Annotated in this window: 15 protein-coding genes; 5 read left to right on the plus strand and 10 right to left on the minus strand. The window is 36.5% G+C overall.

Features of this window, described 5'->3' with window-relative positions; genetic code table 11:
- The first annotated feature begins 147 nt into the window (after window positions 1-147).
- Both CUN59_RS12100 and CUN59_RS21435 read left to right on the plus strand, forming a co-directional pair.
- Complete coding sequence (locus CUN59_RS12100) at window positions 148-999, plus strand: alpha/beta fold hydrolase (protein ID WP_104388082.1); 852 nt, start codon at window positions 148-150, stop codon at window positions 997-999.
- Window positions 1,000-1,488: 489 nt separating this feature from the next.
- On the plus strand, window positions 1,489-1,650 hold the full coding sequence (locus CUN59_RS21435; RefSeq protein WP_165790187.1) for a hypothetical protein: 162 nt from the start codon (window positions 1,489-1,491) through the stop codon (window positions 1,648-1,650).
- Window positions 1,651-1,773: 123 nt separating this feature from the next.
- On the opposite strand, the gene CUN59_RS12110 is transcribed toward CUN59_RS21435, so the two are convergent.
- From CUN59_RS12110 to CUN59_RS12135, 6 genes are all read right to left on the minus strand, one after another.
- Complete coding sequence (locus CUN59_RS12110; protein WP_104388084.1) at window positions 1,774-2,694, minus strand: phosphodiester glycosidase family protein; 921 nt, start codon at window positions 2,692-2,694, stop codon at window positions 1,774-1,776.
- A 104-nt stretch (window positions 2,695-2,798) separates the two neighbouring features.
- Complete coding sequence (locus CUN59_RS12115; protein ID WP_104388085.1) at window positions 2,799-3,185, minus strand: type II toxin-antitoxin system VapC family toxin; 387 nt, start codon at window positions 3,183-3,185, stop codon at window positions 2,799-2,801.
- Complete coding sequence (locus tag CUN59_RS12120) at window positions 3,172-3,417, minus strand: AbrB/MazE/SpoVT family DNA-binding domain-containing protein (RefSeq protein ID WP_104388086.1); 246 nt, start codon at window positions 3,415-3,417, stop codon at window positions 3,172-3,174. Before CUN59_RS12120 ends, CUN59_RS12115 begins: the two co-directional genes overlap by 14 nt.
- Before the next feature lie 140 nt (window positions 3,418-3,557).
- Window positions 3,558-4,805: a DUF4912 domain-containing protein gene (locus CUN59_RS12125; protein WP_104388087.1), complete on the minus strand. Its 1,248-nt coding sequence runs from the start codon at window positions 4,803-4,805 to the stop codon at window positions 3,558-3,560.
- 437 nt (window positions 4,806-5,242) lie between these two features.
- Complete coding sequence (locus tag CUN59_RS12130) at window positions 5,243-7,519, minus strand: IMS domain-containing protein (protein WP_165790188.1); 2,277 nt, start codon at window positions 7,517-7,519, stop codon at window positions 5,243-5,245.
- Between the two features lie 252 nt (window positions 7,520-7,771).
- Entirely contained in the window at window positions 7,772-8,080 is a 309-nt protein-coding gene (locus tag CUN59_RS12135; RefSeq protein ID WP_104388088.1) for a DUF3067 family protein, read from the minus strand.
- Between the two features lie 311 nt (window positions 8,081-8,391).
- On the opposite strand from CUN59_RS12135, the gene petC reads away from it, so the two are divergent.
- From petC to CUN59_RS12150, 3 genes are all read left to right on the plus strand, one after another.
- Entirely contained in the window at window positions 8,392-8,931 is a 540-nt protein-coding gene (petC, locus tag CUN59_RS12140; RefSeq protein ID WP_104388089.1) for a cytochrome b6-f complex iron-sulfur subunit, read from the plus strand.
- Between the two features lie 115 nt (window positions 8,932-9,046).
- Window positions 9,047-10,048 (plus strand): cytochrome f, encoded by a 1,002-nt coding sequence (petA, locus tag CUN59_RS12145; protein WP_104388090.1) that lies wholly within the window; start codon window positions 9,047-9,049, stop codon window positions 10,046-10,048.
- A gap of 301 nt (window positions 10,049-10,349) precedes the next feature.
- Window positions 10,350-11,126, plus strand: coding sequence for a glucosamine-6-phosphate deaminase (locus tag CUN59_RS12150; RefSeq protein ID WP_104388091.1), 777 nt, complete (start codon window positions 10,350-10,352; stop codon window positions 11,124-11,126).
- Window positions 11,127-11,168: 42 nt separating this feature from the next.
- On the opposite strand, the gene CUN59_RS12155 is transcribed toward CUN59_RS12150, so the two are convergent.
- From CUN59_RS12155 to CUN59_RS12170, 4 genes are all read right to left on the minus strand, one after another.
- Window positions 11,169-11,864, minus strand: a complete 696-nt coding sequence (locus CUN59_RS12155) for a DevA family ABC transporter ATP-binding protein (protein WP_104388092.1) — start codon at window positions 11,862-11,864, stop codon at window positions 11,169-11,171.
- Window positions 11,865-11,870: 6 nt separating this feature from the next.
- Complete coding sequence (gene devC, locus CUN59_RS12160) at window positions 11,871-13,046, minus strand: ABC transporter permease DevC (RefSeq protein ID WP_104388093.1); 1,176 nt, start codon at window positions 13,044-13,046, stop codon at window positions 11,871-11,873.
- A 73-nt stretch (window positions 13,047-13,119) separates the two neighbouring features.
- Window positions 13,120-14,322 (minus strand): ABC exporter membrane fusion protein, encoded by a 1,203-nt coding sequence (locus CUN59_RS12165; RefSeq protein WP_104388094.1) that lies wholly within the window; start codon window positions 14,320-14,322, stop codon window positions 13,120-13,122.
- 471 nt (window positions 14,323-14,793) lie between these two features.
- Window positions 14,794-15,123, minus strand: a complete 330-nt coding sequence (locus tag CUN59_RS12170; protein ID WP_027402676.1) for a hypothetical protein — start codon at window positions 15,121-15,123, stop codon at window positions 14,794-14,796.
- Between the last annotated feature and the right edge of the window lie 703 nt (window positions 15,124-15,826).

The raw sequence follows: 15,826 nt of genomic DNA on the forward strand, positions 1-15,826 counted from the left end.
GACTCCTGACTACTGCTATATCTAGGACTTTAGGATTTACAGGATGGAATTTTATTTGCATCTTGTTTCCTGTTACAATTCGTTTTTGGCAGACATTTTTTAAATTTTGAATTTTTATCTGCTTTTACATTCACAAATAAAAATATAGTGTCAATTCAAGAACATCAAATTACAGTAGATTCCCTAGAATGGTTTTATAGAGAAGCTCAACCAAAGGGACAAACTGACTTACTGCCTGTATTATTTTTACATGGGATAGTTGCTCAAAGTTATAGTTGGAGAAATATTTTACCCAGTATAGCAGCACAAGGAAATAGAGCGATCGCCCCTGATTGGATAGGTTATGGATTTTCTGGTAAACCGGAAAAACAAGATTTTGCTTATACTCCCGACGCATTCATTACAGCTTTAGAAGGATTTATTAAAGCTTTAGAATTAGAAAGATTTTCCTTAGTTGTGCAAGGATTTTTAGGTTCAGTAGGGTTACAATATGCCTTACGTCATCCTGAAAAAGTTGCCAACATTGCCATTTTAAATACTCCTATTTCTACATCTGCAAAAATACCTTGGAAAATCAAACAAATGGGTTTACCTTTTGCGGGAGATATGATCACCCAAGATCCTTTGTTAGTTGATAGAACCTTAGAAGGTGGGAGTCGTTACCGCATTGAAGATGAAGATTTAGATGTTTATAGAAAACCCTTTTTGAAAAGTTCTGCACCTGGGAGAAGTTTACTAGCGACAGTTCGGAATTTACAACTAGAAAAGGCGATGCTAGAAATAGAAAACGGATTTAAACAATGGCAAGAACCTATTTTACTGCAATGGGGAATGATTGATCCTTGGTTATCTGTGGATATGGCGGATAATTTTGTTAACTCTGTTAGTAATGGTGAAATCATCAAATTGAATAATGTGGGACATTATCCCCAAGAACATTATCATGAGGTAATTTTACAGGATTTATCACCATTTGTCCGGCGCTCACAATCAAATTAAGTTGTACTTATAGCGGTCAGAATCACGGATTTTACGGATTGAAGGATTTCACAGATTTTACTTATAACAGATGATATCGTTCCCAGTCTCTGATTAGGAATGATCATTTTCATTACCAATAACTTAAATATCGCAGTCCTGTAAATCCTAAAATCATGGACATTCTGATTTGTGGCAATTAAAATATCTATGTAATTTTTATGATCTTTCTCCTGTTGATTTTTCAATGTATTTAACCCTTTATCAGTCAAAATACAAATTTTCCAATTTTCATACATTGGTATAAACAATAAATAGAGATTAAGTGTAAATGATAAGTAACCCCAGATACCCGACTTCTTTAAGAAGTCGGGTATCTATCCACTCATGGATCAGATCCATGCGGATGATCTCCAAATTCAGTGGGGGACTTACGGCGAATAGTTAAAAAAAGGATTAGAGAAAATTCGATTACGCTTAGAAGTTGACAACCAAAGATTTAGAGTATTATTGGAAATTCCCACCGCAGAAGCTGAGAAATACCGGAAATGGTTGACATGGTTTATAGTTACTAGCTTACCTGTGTTATTTTCCTATACTGCTGCACTCAAGTTTTTACCTCCTGGTACAGTTCCACCTCCTGCTGATGACGAAAAAGTGCATCAAAAATAACAGGACTTACGCAAAACATCACGAAAGTAGGGGTAATTCATGAATTACCCCTACGAAACTAAATAACTGTAGCATTGGATATGGTTTTGTAGTGAGGAATTTATTCCTCCTTCTTTGACAGTATTACCGCTTATAGATTAAAAATACAGAACCAATCGGTCCAAAATTTTCCACATAGAATTTATTCTGATAAAATAATCCTGGAGACATTCCCCCATCAAATAACATTCCTTCTTGAATAGTTCCTAAACAATTATTTTTACCAATTCCTGTTAATACATCATCAAATTGATCAGGTAATAATCCTTTATTATTAGCTGCAACTTGAATATTAGAATTGGCTTTAATATCATTGACCAGCAAAATTACATAACCTTTACTGGTAATAGCTACCATCGAGCGATTTGTAGCACCTTTACAAGCAAATTCTCCTAAAGCTTGACAAATATCTTTAAATTGTCCTTGCTTGTAAAATCTCCCATTTCCCCCAACCAGATTGTAATTTAAAATATTTGTTCCTCTTCTACCAGTTCCCATGGTTGCTCGACGTTGTTGGGGATTTCCTCCTGATATTCCAAAGGAAGAACGTTTATTTTTAAATGCTCCTGAATATTCCACACTACGAGAAATATTTAAACCTTGGGGATAGTTTTGGGGATCTATATAGTCAGCATTAATAGCAGCAATGGGTGATTTACCATTTAATTTAGAATTACCATCGCTGATGATTTCTCGAAATTGTTTTCCCACATATTCTTTACGAAATCTTCCCCTAGCATCTTTAGTATAAATTTGATGAGCTAACCCGACATTAACTTTAAAATCTAATTCTGGAGACTGGGGATTAAAAATAATTACATGATTAATACCTTTACTATATCTCTCACCATTGTTATTAGTTTTGAAAAACTCCATACTAAATTGAGAATTTTTACCAGGACAATTAGCAGATGCTTTATTTTTAGAATTAGCCACCACATCTTGACAACCAGATATGAAAGTTGTGGCTAAAAAACAGAAAAAAAACAATTTTTTGGTAAACATAAAATATAAAACCCCGGTACAGGAATGCTATAGCAAGGAAAATTAAAAATTGCTATTTTTAAAAAAATCTTATCCTACATTATTTTATTGCTCTCAAAAAATCACTAAATAGAGTCAAACCCTTTTTCTCCTCTCAATTTTTTATCAAATGTCACTGTTATATTACAACCAGATTGTTGAGCAACTGCACCGATTAAATAATCAGAAAAATCAGCATTTCCTTGTTTAAAACGCTGTAATGCTTGATAAACTACAGAACGATTTTCCCATTCAAAAACAGGACATTGCAGCATCATTTCGATAGTATTACTAATTTCTGCTCTAGGAAAATTATAAGGTTTACTACGTAAAACCCAGATTAATTCACAAATAACAATATTAGCAAGAAAGCACTGTTCCCCTCCTTCTACAATCCCAACTGCTTGCTCCCATTGCTGATCATTATCTTTTGTGAGGTAACGCACTAAAATATTTGTATCAAGTCCAATCACTTGCTCCCTCGCTGATTGTTTGTTCCATGTCTTCTAAAGTTGCTGACATCATTCCTTTTTTGTGCAAAATACCGGATAAATTTTTGATAGAGACATTGAGAGGAATAAGTTTAACTATCCCATTTTCATCAATAATAAAATCCACCTTACTTCCTGTGTCCAAGTTCAGATAATCTCTAATTTCTTGAGGAAGAGTTATTTGTCCTTTCGTAGTAATTATTGCGCCAGCCATTACTTAAACTCCTTACTTGAGTTTCTTACTTGATTATAACATCTGATATTGTTTATTATTTTAAATAAAAAACCGCTACAGAAATACTATAGCGGCTTAATTTAACAATTGCAGTTATGGTTAATTTTCAGATACGGAAGTTATACCATCCATTCCAGAACGGCTTCATCTTTGGTGTTAGTATTGCGAGATGGTGTTTCGCGTTCAAACTTCATGTGAATAGAACGGGTTTGCTCACCATCAGCCGCAACAGCTAAAATTGGGTAGTCAATTAAACCATCTTGGAAGGACATTTGGAAGCGGAATGTACCATCGGAATTAAGTTTAATAGGACGACCACCAATAGTAACAGTGGCATCGGGTTCAGTTGCACCGTAAACGATTAATTCCGCATCAGCGACTAACCAGAATTTGCGAGGACGAACTGGAACAGCAGAAGCGGAGAAACCAACACCAGACATTCCCACACCAGACATAGTTAAACCAGACATGGTAGGAACTGCCCACATACCTACGCCAGATGGGAAAATGTAGGAACTGATGGCTTGTTCGGGTGCAGCAGAACCGGGGACGTGCTGCATAGAACCGAAGATAGAACCTGCAACCCGTTGGGCTTCGGCAGATTCTGCCATGTCAAAGATTTGTTCATAAATGGGGTTGCCACCGCCAGCAGCAGCAGGAGTTGGTAATTTCTTGGATGGAGGTACTAATTCGTACAATGTCTTACCGCGCAGGTCTTGTTCAAAGTCTACGGTAATGAAGACATCTTCAATCCAGTCAGAAGGATAAACGGGGGGAATATGCACTCTAGCGGAACGTGCTAATACTAACCAACCACCATCAGCGGTGCGATAACCCACATCTATCACATAATCCCGATCGCTGACAGGAATTGGCAAATACCATTCTCTCGCTAGTTCATCAGCAGGGTATTCTTGAATACTGTGGGGACTTTGATAATCTATATCAATGTCTGTGACATCATAAATCCGCAGTGCTAGTTGTTGTCCACCTTGACGACGGAGTTCCTCTTTATGGTCGTTAGGCACATCCCAGTAAGTGTAAGCCCATTGAGGATCGCGGGGTAACAAAACTATTCGACTATCACCATAACCATTGGGTAAATCGGCTAGTGCTTCATCAACATCAGCTAGAGAACCGCCTGTACGATCTTCTTGACCTAGTTCAAATTTTGCTGCTTCCACGGTTTCTTGTGCCTCCTGATTACGAAATGAACTAAGGGAAAATTTGCTGCGTTGAACTTCTTCAATTGATGCTAACAACTGAGATTTACGCATTCTGCTATAACGAGATATACCATATTCACTAGCAACTTTACGTAATTGCCGCAGTGTCATCTCTTCTAGCGGTGGGCGTTCTTTTGCCATTAATTTGGCCTCCAGTAGTTTGAAAGTAAATTATTTCTTCCGGGTTAAAAAGTTTGATAAATATTTACCCAGATTTTTTTATTCCTGACTCCTGGTTGTGCGCCAGTTTTAAATTTGTTTACTGTCTGTTTTTTTATTTGCTATACAAGCCCCTTTAGATTCCTAGTTATGCTAAGGTCTCGCATTTCTTTGGGATCACCAAGATTTGTTAAGTAAATATTAACCAGTAAAACTCTCTAGGGATCAAGGGGTCTAAACAGGGGTTTTATGACATTTCACGTAGTTATAAGCCCTGCGGGGATCAAGATGTCATGGAATCTTAACATATTGCTCCCAGATAGAAAATTAGTGTCAAAGTTTGATGACATTGTAGTGGTCAGGAGTCAGGGGGAAGAAATAAAAATATAGTTCTCCTCCGATCCCCTGTCTCTTGCCCACTACAAAAACTTCTGAAGCACTGACATTCTCTGAATATGCCATTTACCATCTTTGCGAATTAAGTCATAGCGAACACGCAGATTTTCATTAGTAGACTTTTGTTGTTGACCATTTGCATAAAACTGTGTCGCTTCTTGTACCTTAGCGTCTACATATACACTATTTTTATCAATTCCCTTTTTGGAAACAGATAATACTTCTACAGTATGTTTATACTGGCGATATTTTTCTTGTTTTTGTTCTTCTTCCACTACGGACTGCCATTGTAATAAAGCTGGACCTGTTAAAATCTGATTTAAACCATCAATTTGATAATTTGATCCTAAAGCTGCTGCTTTAGCAGATAACCAAGTTTCAATTACTTCCTGGGCTGTTTCCTTTGTCAATTCTTCATCGGTGGGTTCGGGTTGACTGTTAGGATCAGGAATATTGATTGGTGATTCATTCAGTTGTATGGCTAACTGTTGTCCTTGTAATGAGGGACTGGGAAAAAGGATGTTTTTAATTAAGTTAAAACTTGTTGATGCTAATAACCATAAAACTAATAAGCTGCCTAATGATAAGAAAACTAACCAAACTAAGCGTGTTCTAGGGTCAAGGTTACGGAGAAAATTAGTTTGAGACTCTAATAAACGTCGAACTATGTTCTTGTTGCTGGCTTTGCGTCGTCTACGTTTGGGGTTTTGTGGGTTGGTAGCTTTAGCAGGATTACTATTATTTTGATGTGGTTTTTTGGGGTTGTTTGCTGGTGCTGAGTGGACAAAAGATGATTGACTTCTGACAGCACCATTATTAGTTACATGATTAGCAATTTGGGTAGGTTCAGACTGGGATGGAAGATGTGTTTCCGTTAAGTCAGAATGAGATAATTGGTGATGATTTTGCTGTGTTTCTCCGGTTGAATCGCTAGAGTAATGAGAATAATTAGTATCTGGTTGGGGAAATGATTGATGATTAATTACTGACCATTCATTGGTGATTTTGGCATCTGTGGGTAAAGATTCTAAATAAGCTTGTACTTGTCTGTCGGCAAAGTAGTCTTTTAAAGAGGCTTGCTGTTGGGCTAAATCTCGAAAATGGGGAAATACTTCTTGCTGTAACCATTGTTCGCTATATAAACATAGTCCTGGTAAGAGGTCTGGTGAGTCTTGGGATTTTTCCCGAATAAAAGCTAATGCTTCATATTCTTGGCTAAGTTCTAAAACACGGGTGGCTTCTTCGGTTTGTCCCATCAGCAAAGCACAGAAGGATTGCTCTAAATGCACATCTTGGCGTTTTCCTAAGTGCATTAACATTTGCTTGGCTTGACGAATTAAAGCTGGTTGTCTTTGGCTAAAACCCCTAGCAATTAAGGCGTATACAGCTAAGTATGTGGCAACGGCTGAGGGACGTTTACTTTCTAGTTCAAACAGTTTATGCTGTTCTGCCACTGTTAAATAATGACGAATTTGTTGGATAAAACGCAAAAAGTCATCTATATTTAAACCCGATTGATCATTACCACTGCCATCAATGCCGCCACGATCTTCTAAGATACTTTGTAGTAGTTCTAATCCTTGACGGCGTTGATTGATTTTTTCTGTTGCTAGTGCTAATAGTTCGAGGATGCGATAGGGACGAAGTTTGTAAAGATCCGCTATCATTTCTGCTCGCACAGTCGCAAATAATCCTTCTTTTGCTAAGAGCTCTTCACCAGTTTCTAAAGATATGGCTGCATTTTCATAATGACCTTGTTGCCATTGTTCCCGTCCTAGTTCTAGGCAAGCTAAGGAAACGGTGAGGATAATATCAGGTAGGTCTGGGTTTTCCTGTCTTTCAGCTTGGGTAACACCATGGCCTGTTTTGACACTAACTGGACTAGATTTGTTGACTAGGTGAGGACGACCCAGTTTTAATACCAGTTCATATTCCCCTAGTTCTTGGAGAATTAATAACGAGCCGAGAAATTGTTCTGGGCAAATTTCAATAGTGAGACTTTGGTTTTCTTGATATTTAGAGTTGTTATCGGCTATCGTTTGTGGGTTGTCTTCATCTGTGGTTGGGTTAGGTGTATAAACGTGGCCTAGATAAAGCTGATCGTAAGCTTTACGTTTTTGAGTATCTAATAATACCATGTAAGCTTGTTCGATCAGTTGTTTGCGAGAATATATAGCGGTACTTGAATATTCCCGTCGGGGTAGTTGGACAATGCGATCGCTGTATGCCTGTCGCAATTGTTCGTCGCTTGCCGCCAACGGTAGTCCTAAAATTCTGTAATAATCTAGAGGAATCCGCACAGTTTACTTCCCCTGTACTGTGTTCTCGTCAGGTCTTGTAAAAATTAACATAATTTAACTACAGCCTTTGCGGCTTCTAAAAGCGTCTCATAATCATAGCCTTATTAATACCGTATTTATCTAGTACCACAAGTGTAGATACTAACAGATATCTTATGTTTTGCCCTTAATTTTTCTAGATTTTCCGTCTCAAGTCGAAAACTTAGAGATTATGCTAATATGTGACTTAGCCAGTATAATCTAGTCTACATTTTAGACTATCCATTCGGAAGCACGCTCACCTAATTCAATGGGAATGCTAACTGCTTTACCAAGACGGGGGCGTTCTTTGGTTTCTGTGATAAAACTTTGTACTTGTTGCGTTCCTCCTAAAGCATTGAGATAATTAGCAATACTGTCCAAATGATCTTGGTAATCTGTTTCGCTCAAGGGGAAAGAAGCTTGGCCAAAGTATTTCCACATGATTTGTAGGAAGATTTTCCCCTGGGTGCGGCGAAACTGGACATCATAGGACTGTCCCCATTTCTCAATCAATAGTTGGCGTAATTCCTTTCCGGTCATAGTAATTTTGGATTTTGGATGTTGGATGTTGGATTTTGCTGTTGACTGTTGGTCACCTTTTGCCTCTTGCCTCTTGCCTGTTCCCTTGGCTTATTTAGATTTTACATTTAGTTATGATGTTAAGTTCCGTAACTCCAGTATGATAAGGATATAAAGAAATGTAATGCTAACAGAAAAGATGCTGACTGTGTCTTGCAACAAGAAAGCAGGGCATCGTTGTGGGCGTTATGATTTCGATTCGGATAAGAGTTGCTCCAGTGCTGGTACTCTTATCACAATGCTTAACAAATTACACAAACAGCGCGTAGATTATGGCTCAATTTTCTGAATCAGCAGATGTACCCGATATGGGTCGTCGTCAGTTTATGAACCTGCTCACTTTTGGGACTGTTACCGGAGTGGCTTTAGGTGCATTGTACCCTGTGGTTAACTACTTTATTCCTCCTGCTAGTGGTGGTGCTAGTGGCGGTACTGTAGCTAAGAATGAGTTGGGTAATGATGTTAGCGTCAGTCAATTTTTAGCAAGCCATAATGTAGGCGATCGGACATTAGTCCAAGGACTCAAGGGAGATCCTACCTATATTGTAGTGCAAAGCAAAGAAGCGATCACTGACTACGGAATTAATGCTATTTGTACCCACTTAGGTTGTGTTGTTCCTTGGAATGTGGCTGAGAATAAGTTTAAATGCCCTTGCCACGGTTCACAATATGACGCTACTGGTAAAGTAATTCGTGGTCCTGCGCCAAGATCCCTAGCTTTAGCTCATGCCAAAGCTGAAGACGACAAAATTGTATTAACCCCCTGGACTGAAACAGATTTCCGTACTGGCGATCCTGCTTGGTGGGCTTAATTCATTCCCGGTAATGGGTAATTGGTAATTGGTAAAAGTTTTCCAAATTCACCTCTTCCCTAATCTCCTTTTGACCTTTTCACCAATCACTAATTTTATTGTTGTCCTGACAGAGATGAGAAATGCCCGTACACCTGCGAGGTTAACTCGCGCCGCTAAAGTGATGTTAAATACATTGCTTATAGCGATCGCTACCGTGACTTTTTTCTTCACTAGCGATGTAGTCGTACCACAAACTGCTGCTGCCTATCCCTTTTGGGCACAAGAAACCGCACCTGAAACTCCCCGCGAAGCTACAGGGCGAATTGTTTGCGCTAACTGTCACCTAGCTGCCAAACCCACAGAAGTGGAAGTTCCTCAATCTGTACTTCCTGACACTGTATTTAAAGCTGTTGTCAAGATTCCTTACGATACCAGTGTACAACAAGTAGGGGCTGATGGTTCCAAAGTTGGCTTAAACGTCGGTGCTGTATTAATGTTGCCTGAAGGCTTCAAGATTGCGCCAGAAGATCGCATTCCTGAAGAAATGAAAAAAGAAGTCGGTGATATGATCTTCACACCTTACAAAGACGGTACAGATAATGTCGTCATTGTCGGTCCTTTACCCGGTGAAGAATATCAAGAAATCATTTTCCCTGTTCTTTCTCCCAACCCCGCTACAGACAAAAATATTCACTTTGGCAAATACTCTGTTCATGTAGGCGGTAATCGCGGCCGTGGACAAGTTTACCCTACAGGTGAAAAGAGCAATAATAATGCCTTCAATGCTTCTGCTGCCGGCACAATTAGCAAAATTGCTCAAACAGAAGATGAAGACGGTAACGTTAAAAATGTAGTTAGCATCAAAACCGAATCTGGTGATGTTGTTACTGACACAGTTCCCGTTGGTCCAGAGCTAATTGTGACTGAAGGACAAGCCGTTAAAACTGGTGATGCTTTGACTAACAACCCCAACGTTGGTGGTTTTGGTCAAATAGATACAGAGGTTGTTTTACAAGATCCTTCCAGAGTAAGCTGGTTAATTGCTTTCATCTGTTTAGTGATGTTGGCACAAATAATGCTAGTTCTGAAGAAGAAACAAGTAGAAAAAGTCCAAGCTGCTGAAATGAATTTCTAAATCCAATACCTTGTCCAAATTGGAAAAAGTCTTGATTTGTAGGCTGGTTTGGAGAATGTAAACCTTCGCAAAGCAATAGCATGAAACACAACAAATGCGTTGGGTTGCGCTGTCGCTTAATCTAACAAAGCAGAAAATGGACAAGGTATTGTAAATCATGGCTATGATTTATGTGATTAATTACAAAAATCACAGTTGAGGATGCTTAAAAATTCTTTGCTAAATCATCAGCTATTTGACAGGCAAAAGCCTGTCTTTTTTTATATTTGGTAATTGGTGATTGGTAATTGGGAGTAAATAAATGACAGAAACTATAAAGTCTTTTGATGTTGATCATCTATTAGTAAATATTTATGCTTCTGAAGCGGAAATGGCGAAAAATGTGGCTAAAATTACACATCAGTATTTACAAAATTTGCTTCAGACACAGGATACAGTTGCAATTTTATTAGCTACAGGTAACTCCCAAATTCGGTTTTTAGATGCTTTGATTGCTTTAGGAGGAATAGATTGGTCACGGATAACCTTATTCCATTTAGATGAATATTTGGGAATTACATCCGACCATCGGGCGAGTTTTCGTCGTTATTTGCGGGAACGGGTAGAGCAAAAAGTATGTCCTCATGGATTCTATTATATAGAAGGGGATACATTACAGCCAATAGCAGAGTGCGATCGCTATACTAAACTTTTAGAAAATCAACCCATAGACCTATGCTGTTTAGGGATTGGTGAAAATGGACATTTAGCATTTAATGACCCCGCAGTTGCAGATTTTCAAGACCCTGCTAAAGTTAAACTTGTTAAACTGGATGACAGAAATCGTCAGCAACAAGTAAATACGGGATATTTTACTAATTTAGCAGATGTTCCCCAATACGCATTTACTGTCACTATTCCCATGATTTGTAGTGCTAAAAAAATTATTTGTTTAGCACCAGGACAGAGAAAAGCTAAAGTAATAAAAACTATGTTAACAGAAGATATTATTCATCATTGCCCGGCTTCTATTTTACGCCAAAAACCACAAGCTACATTATTTTTAGATGTTAATTCTGCGAGTTTATTATCTTATTGAATAACAAGATCCCCGACTTCTCAAAGAAGTCGGGGATCTGAATCAATCATGTTGCATTAAATGACCATCTTCCATATTAATTATCCTGTCAGCAATATCTAAAATCCGGTTATCATGAGTAACCATTAAAATAGTACAATTTCGTTCTTTTGCTAAATGCTGCATTAAAGTTACCACATCTCGTCCTGATTTGCTATCTAACGCTGCCGTAGGTTCATCAGCTAAGACCAATTTAGGATGACCAACCAAAGCGCGAGCAATAGCGACCCGTTGCTTTTGTCCACCAGAAAGATCAGCAGGATAATAATTAGTTCTATCTCCTAATTTCACAGATTGAAGCATTCTTTCTGAATAGATATAAGATTCTCTTGACGAAATATTTCGTTGTAATTCTAAAGACATTTGGACATTTTGCATAGCTGTTAAGAAATCGAGTAAATTATGGGCTTGAAAAATATAACCAATTTGCCGACGTATTTGTACTAATTTTTCATTACTAGCTCCTAATAATTCCTGTCCATTAAACTTTAAACTACCCTCTTGAACAGAACGTAAACCACCAATTAATGTTAATAATGTAGTTTTTCCTGAACCGGAAGGACCAGTCATAATTACAATTTCTCCGGATTTAATCGTTAAATTAATATCAAATAAAGTTTGAGTCCGTAATTTACTATGACCAAAGTAATGGTTGAGATTTGTAATTTCCAAAATAGCGGTAGAAGATAAATATGACATCATGAGTTAATTAAAAATTTCCGCAGGGTCTACCTTACGCAGTTTATTAGTAGAAAAGAAACCAGAAGTCAAACACATAAAAATGACAGAACTAAATACTAATAATCCCTTGCTTAAATCCATGACAATTGGTAATTTAGTTGCGTCTTTAGCTAGATCATATAGTCCTAAAGAAATAGCAAATCCGGGAATATAACCCAAAATAGCTAGGATTACAGCTTGCTGAAATACAACATTTAAAAGATATTTATTTTTAAATCCCATAGCTTTGAGTGTAGCAAATTGAACAAAATGAGTAGATATATTACTATAAAGAATTTGATAAACAACAATTACACCGACTACAAAACCCATGATTACCATTAAATTAAATACAAATCCAATGGGTGTTCTTAATGTCCAATAGTTTTTTTCAAATTCAATAAATTCTTGGCGAGTCATCACCGTTACATCATCAGGTAAATTAGCAGATAAGGTTGCTAAAATTGTTTGTGGATTAACATTAGGTTGTAGATGAATTGAGCCTATATCTAGTTCATTTGCTCTGCGTTCTGGAAATATTTTCAAAAAAGTAGAAGAACTAACAATTAAATTTCCATCTACACCAAAGGAAGGTCCAAGAGTAAATAAACCGCTAACTTTAACTTTATAACCAATAGTCCCCAAATAGCTAAATATTTCGATAGTTATAGGTTGTTTTTTTTGAAAATATTCCGCAATTGGTCCAAATTCTGGACGTGCAGCGCGATCAAAAAATACTTGATCAGGAATTTTGAGTAATTGAAAATCCTGTTCTACCTCTGGTAATCTAAAGATAGATTTAACTGGCTCAAATCCTAACACATAAATAGGATATTTGCGCCCATTAACAGGATTTTTTAGTTTAGCAAATTGTACATATAAAGGTTCAACTGATTTTATGCCATTAAAACCCAATATCTGATATAAACGACTGCGAGGAAAACTTTGAGTAGAAGTCAAGGATTTATATTGGGAGCTAATTAAAAACAAATCTCCCTTGAGATGTTTATGAACTTGAGTAGCACTAGCATAAAGAGCATCTTGAAACCCAATTTGCATAAACATTAAAACAGCTACAAAAGCAATACCAGCTAGGGCAACAAAAAAGCGTACTTTTTGTTTTACTAATTGTAGCCAAGCCAGAGGTATATTGAGAATCATCTTTTCCTTCCTAAATCTGTATTCGTTATCAAACTATTAGAATCATCCTAATCAAACAAATCATAGTTTAGGCTTATATTTGAATCACTGCCTGTACTTGTAAATTAGTTAAACTAGAAACTCGTTGATTATCTGCTAAATTATCAATGCGAATTTTGACATCAACTATTTTATTATCTGTATCTGAACCAGGATTAGTATTGAAGATATTTTGTCTACCAACTTGCAAGCCAATATCTGTAACAGTCCCCTTAATTTTTCCATTAAAAGCTTCACTGGTTATCGTTACTGATTGACCTAAACGCACTTTTTTAATATCGGTTTCGTAGACTTCTGCAACCACATACATTTGTTGAGTTTGTCCTAATTCTACTATGCCTTTATTGCCAATTATTTCTCCTGGAAAAGTATTAACTTTTAGGACTTGACCATTAATAGGTGAACGGATAGAACTTAAATTTAGCTCGGCTTGGGCTTGTTGTACAGAGGCTTTAGCACTTGCTACATTTGCTTGGGCTAATTGGATATCTGTAGGGCGAATTTCGGCAATACTATTAAGTCTAGCTTGAGATTCACTTAATTGCTTTTGCAAAGTTTCTATAGTCCGTTTCAGATTAGCATTAGCTTCATTAAGTTGTTGTTTTACTGTATCCCTACGTAATCTTCTCGTATCTGCATCAGAAGCAGAAATAGCGCCATCTTGATATAATTTTTGATATCGTTGATTTTCGGTTTCTGAATTTTTTAATTCAGCTTCTAAACGAGCAATTGTAGCTTTTTGAGTAAAAAATGATCCCCTTAATTCAGCTTCTAAACGGGAAATTGTGGCTTTTTGAGCGGAAATGTCACCTCCTTTTGCACCAGCGTATACTTGTTGAAGATTCGCTACACTAACTTCTAATTGTCGTTTAGCTTTTTCTAAAGCGGCAAGATTAGGAATATAACTATCAAGAATTGCTATAACTTGTCCTTGACGAATTTTGTCTCCTTTTTTCACCAAAAGTTGATTAACTCTTACCCCTGTTTGAGAATTTGGTGCGGAAAGACGAATTACTTCTCCTTGGGGTTCTAAACGTCCTAAAGCAGCAACACCAGTAATTTTAGGTGCTGAATTAGGGGTAATAGGAGACATTAAAGAGACTGATTTAGAAGTTTTTTGAAAATATGAAATGCTATAGATAGATATGACACTAGTAGCTATAATCCCAGTGCTTCCTAACATTATTATCCATAAACTTATGGGTTTTGGAAATGAGTGCTTGTCTTTGTGTACCATAATTTTGTAGTATAAATTAGGAAATATGACAGTATTTCTAACTCTAAATAAAAGATAGAACAGCCACTACACTTGATAGCATCTCTTGAGAACCTTATCACCTTATATCTAATTTATATCTTGCATTATTACTAAAGTCAAAGTCTAGAAACCTAATAGTTTACTAGGTTGGGTAATGCTGAATAATCCCGATTCATAACCTGCAAGATATCAGTCTAAAATAAATATCGAATAAAATAAATATTCAGTTATCAGAAGTTAAATACAACTTTGAAAACTTGATTATTTAAAGCCATATAAATTATCCATCATTAATCAGATATATTAAATAATTCTGGGATGAGATAATTTTAATATGGTGGGCATTGCCCACCTTATGATGTTCCTAGAATATAGGAAAAAATAAAGAAAGGATAGGATAGGTAATTGGTAATTAGGCGGTGAATATTAGCACTTACCAATATAATAATTTTATTTATTTAGCACTACCTCTTTCTCTTTTTTCTTCCGCATAATTGCTAAGTATTCGCTCCGTGTTCCATCTACTCGATAATGATCACAAATTTGACAAAGTTTGAGAAGATCCAACCGACTAAAGATTTTTTGATGTTCAATAGCGTTATCATTACGCCACCGCCAAAATGTTGTTCTATCAATTCGGCGATTGCTTTCAGGCCATCTCCTCCGTGAAAGAAAATCTACTAATTCATCCTCATGAAATGAGTAACCTTTTGGTAACTTGAGGAGGTCTTCTCGTAACTCATTCAGCGGGATGAGTGGATCTAATTCAGATAGTCTCATGCCAGCAATTCCTTGTAGTTTTGTTAATTCCAATATTGCAGAAGCCAAATGATGCAATAATTTTAATTGACTAATTTTGCCTGATTTAATTATTTACATTAAACTGATTTTTTTCTAATTTCAACCTATATGCAACAAGTTGTTTCATAAAACCTCGTTTATGCCAATATATTGGTAATTTTAAAATTGTAAGTCTTAAAATCTCAAGTTACTATATCTTGCTAATTTGCCATTATCTCAAACTTTTGACTTTAGTTAACAAAAAGATAGGTTTTTAATTCCTCAGATATATTTTATGGTAACTAGTTTAACAAAAATTAAAAAATATCTCTGGAGATAGATGTGAAAGTTGAATATTTAGAGTAACTAAAAATTATATGGTAATCCTAGTTACTTTGAGAACAACTTTCAGGAAATATATTTAATGGTGATTACCCACTACAACAGGACTTACAGAAAATATCTCTCACACTCTCTTTTATTCCTGTTCTTCATGAACGTGGTTCATTCTTTCGTAACTTATACGTAACTCCTATATAGTTAATAATTAGTATAGGAAAAATTATGAATTAAAGATAAAGATCGTAATAAGTTGATCTTAGAATATGCAATCTCTATGCAACTTTGGTCAAAATGGCTAAAACTTAGATAATAATGATTGTATTGGATAAGTAAAAAAGAATTTTTCTACAACTCTATCAAT

It is taken from the genome of Cuspidothrix issatschenkoi CHARLIE-1 (assembly GCF_002934005.1).
Lineage (GTDB): Bacteria > Cyanobacteriota > Cyanobacteriia > Cyanobacteriales > Nostocaceae > Cuspidothrix > Cuspidothrix issatschenkoi.

What these genes read in the sequence shown, in the direction of transcription:
- CUN59_RS12120 (WP_104388086.1), bottom strand. Translation starts at nt 3,417, where the DNA reads ATGGCTGGCGCAATAATTACTACGAAAGGACAAATAACTCTTCCTCAA.
- CUN59_RS12125 (WP_104388087.1), bottom strand. Translation starts at nt 4,805, where the DNA reads ATGGCAAAAGAACGCCCACCGCTAGAAGAGATGACACTGCGGCAATTA.
- CUN59_RS12135 (WP_104388088.1), bottom strand. Translation starts at nt 8,080, where the DNA reads ATGACCGGAAAGGAATTACGCCAACTATTGATTGAGAAATGGGGACAG.
- petA (WP_104388090.1), top strand. Translation starts at nt 9,047, where the DNA reads ATGAGAAATGCCCGTACACCTGCGAGGTTAACTCGCGCCGCTAAAGTG.
- CUN59_RS12150 (WP_104388091.1), top strand. Translation starts at nt 10,350, where the DNA reads ATGACAGAAACTATAAAGTCTTTTGATGTTGATCATCTATTAGTAAAT.
- CUN59_RS12165 (WP_104388094.1), bottom strand. Translation starts at nt 14,322, where the DNA reads ATGGTACACAAAGACAAGCACTCATTTCCAAAACCCATAAGTTTATGG.
- devC (WP_104388093.1), bottom strand. Translation starts at nt 13,046, where the DNA reads ATGATTCTCAATATACCTCTGGCTTGGCTACAATTAGTAAAACAAAAA.
- petC (WP_104388089.1), top strand. Translation starts at nt 8,392, where the DNA reads ATGGCTCAATTTTCTGAATCAGCAGATGTACCCGATATGGGTCGTCGT.
- CUN59_RS12170 (WP_027402676.1), bottom strand. Translation starts at nt 15,123, where the DNA reads ATGAGACTATCTGAATTAGATCCACTCATCCCGCTGAATGAGTTACGA.
- CUN59_RS12110 (WP_104388084.1), bottom strand. Translation starts at nt 2,694, where the DNA reads ATGTTTACCAAAAAATTGTTTTTTTTCTGTTTTTTAGCCACAACTTTC.
- CUN59_RS12155 (WP_104388092.1), bottom strand. Translation starts at nt 11,864, where the DNA reads ATGTCATATTTATCTTCTACCGCTATTTTGGAAATTACAAATCTCAAC.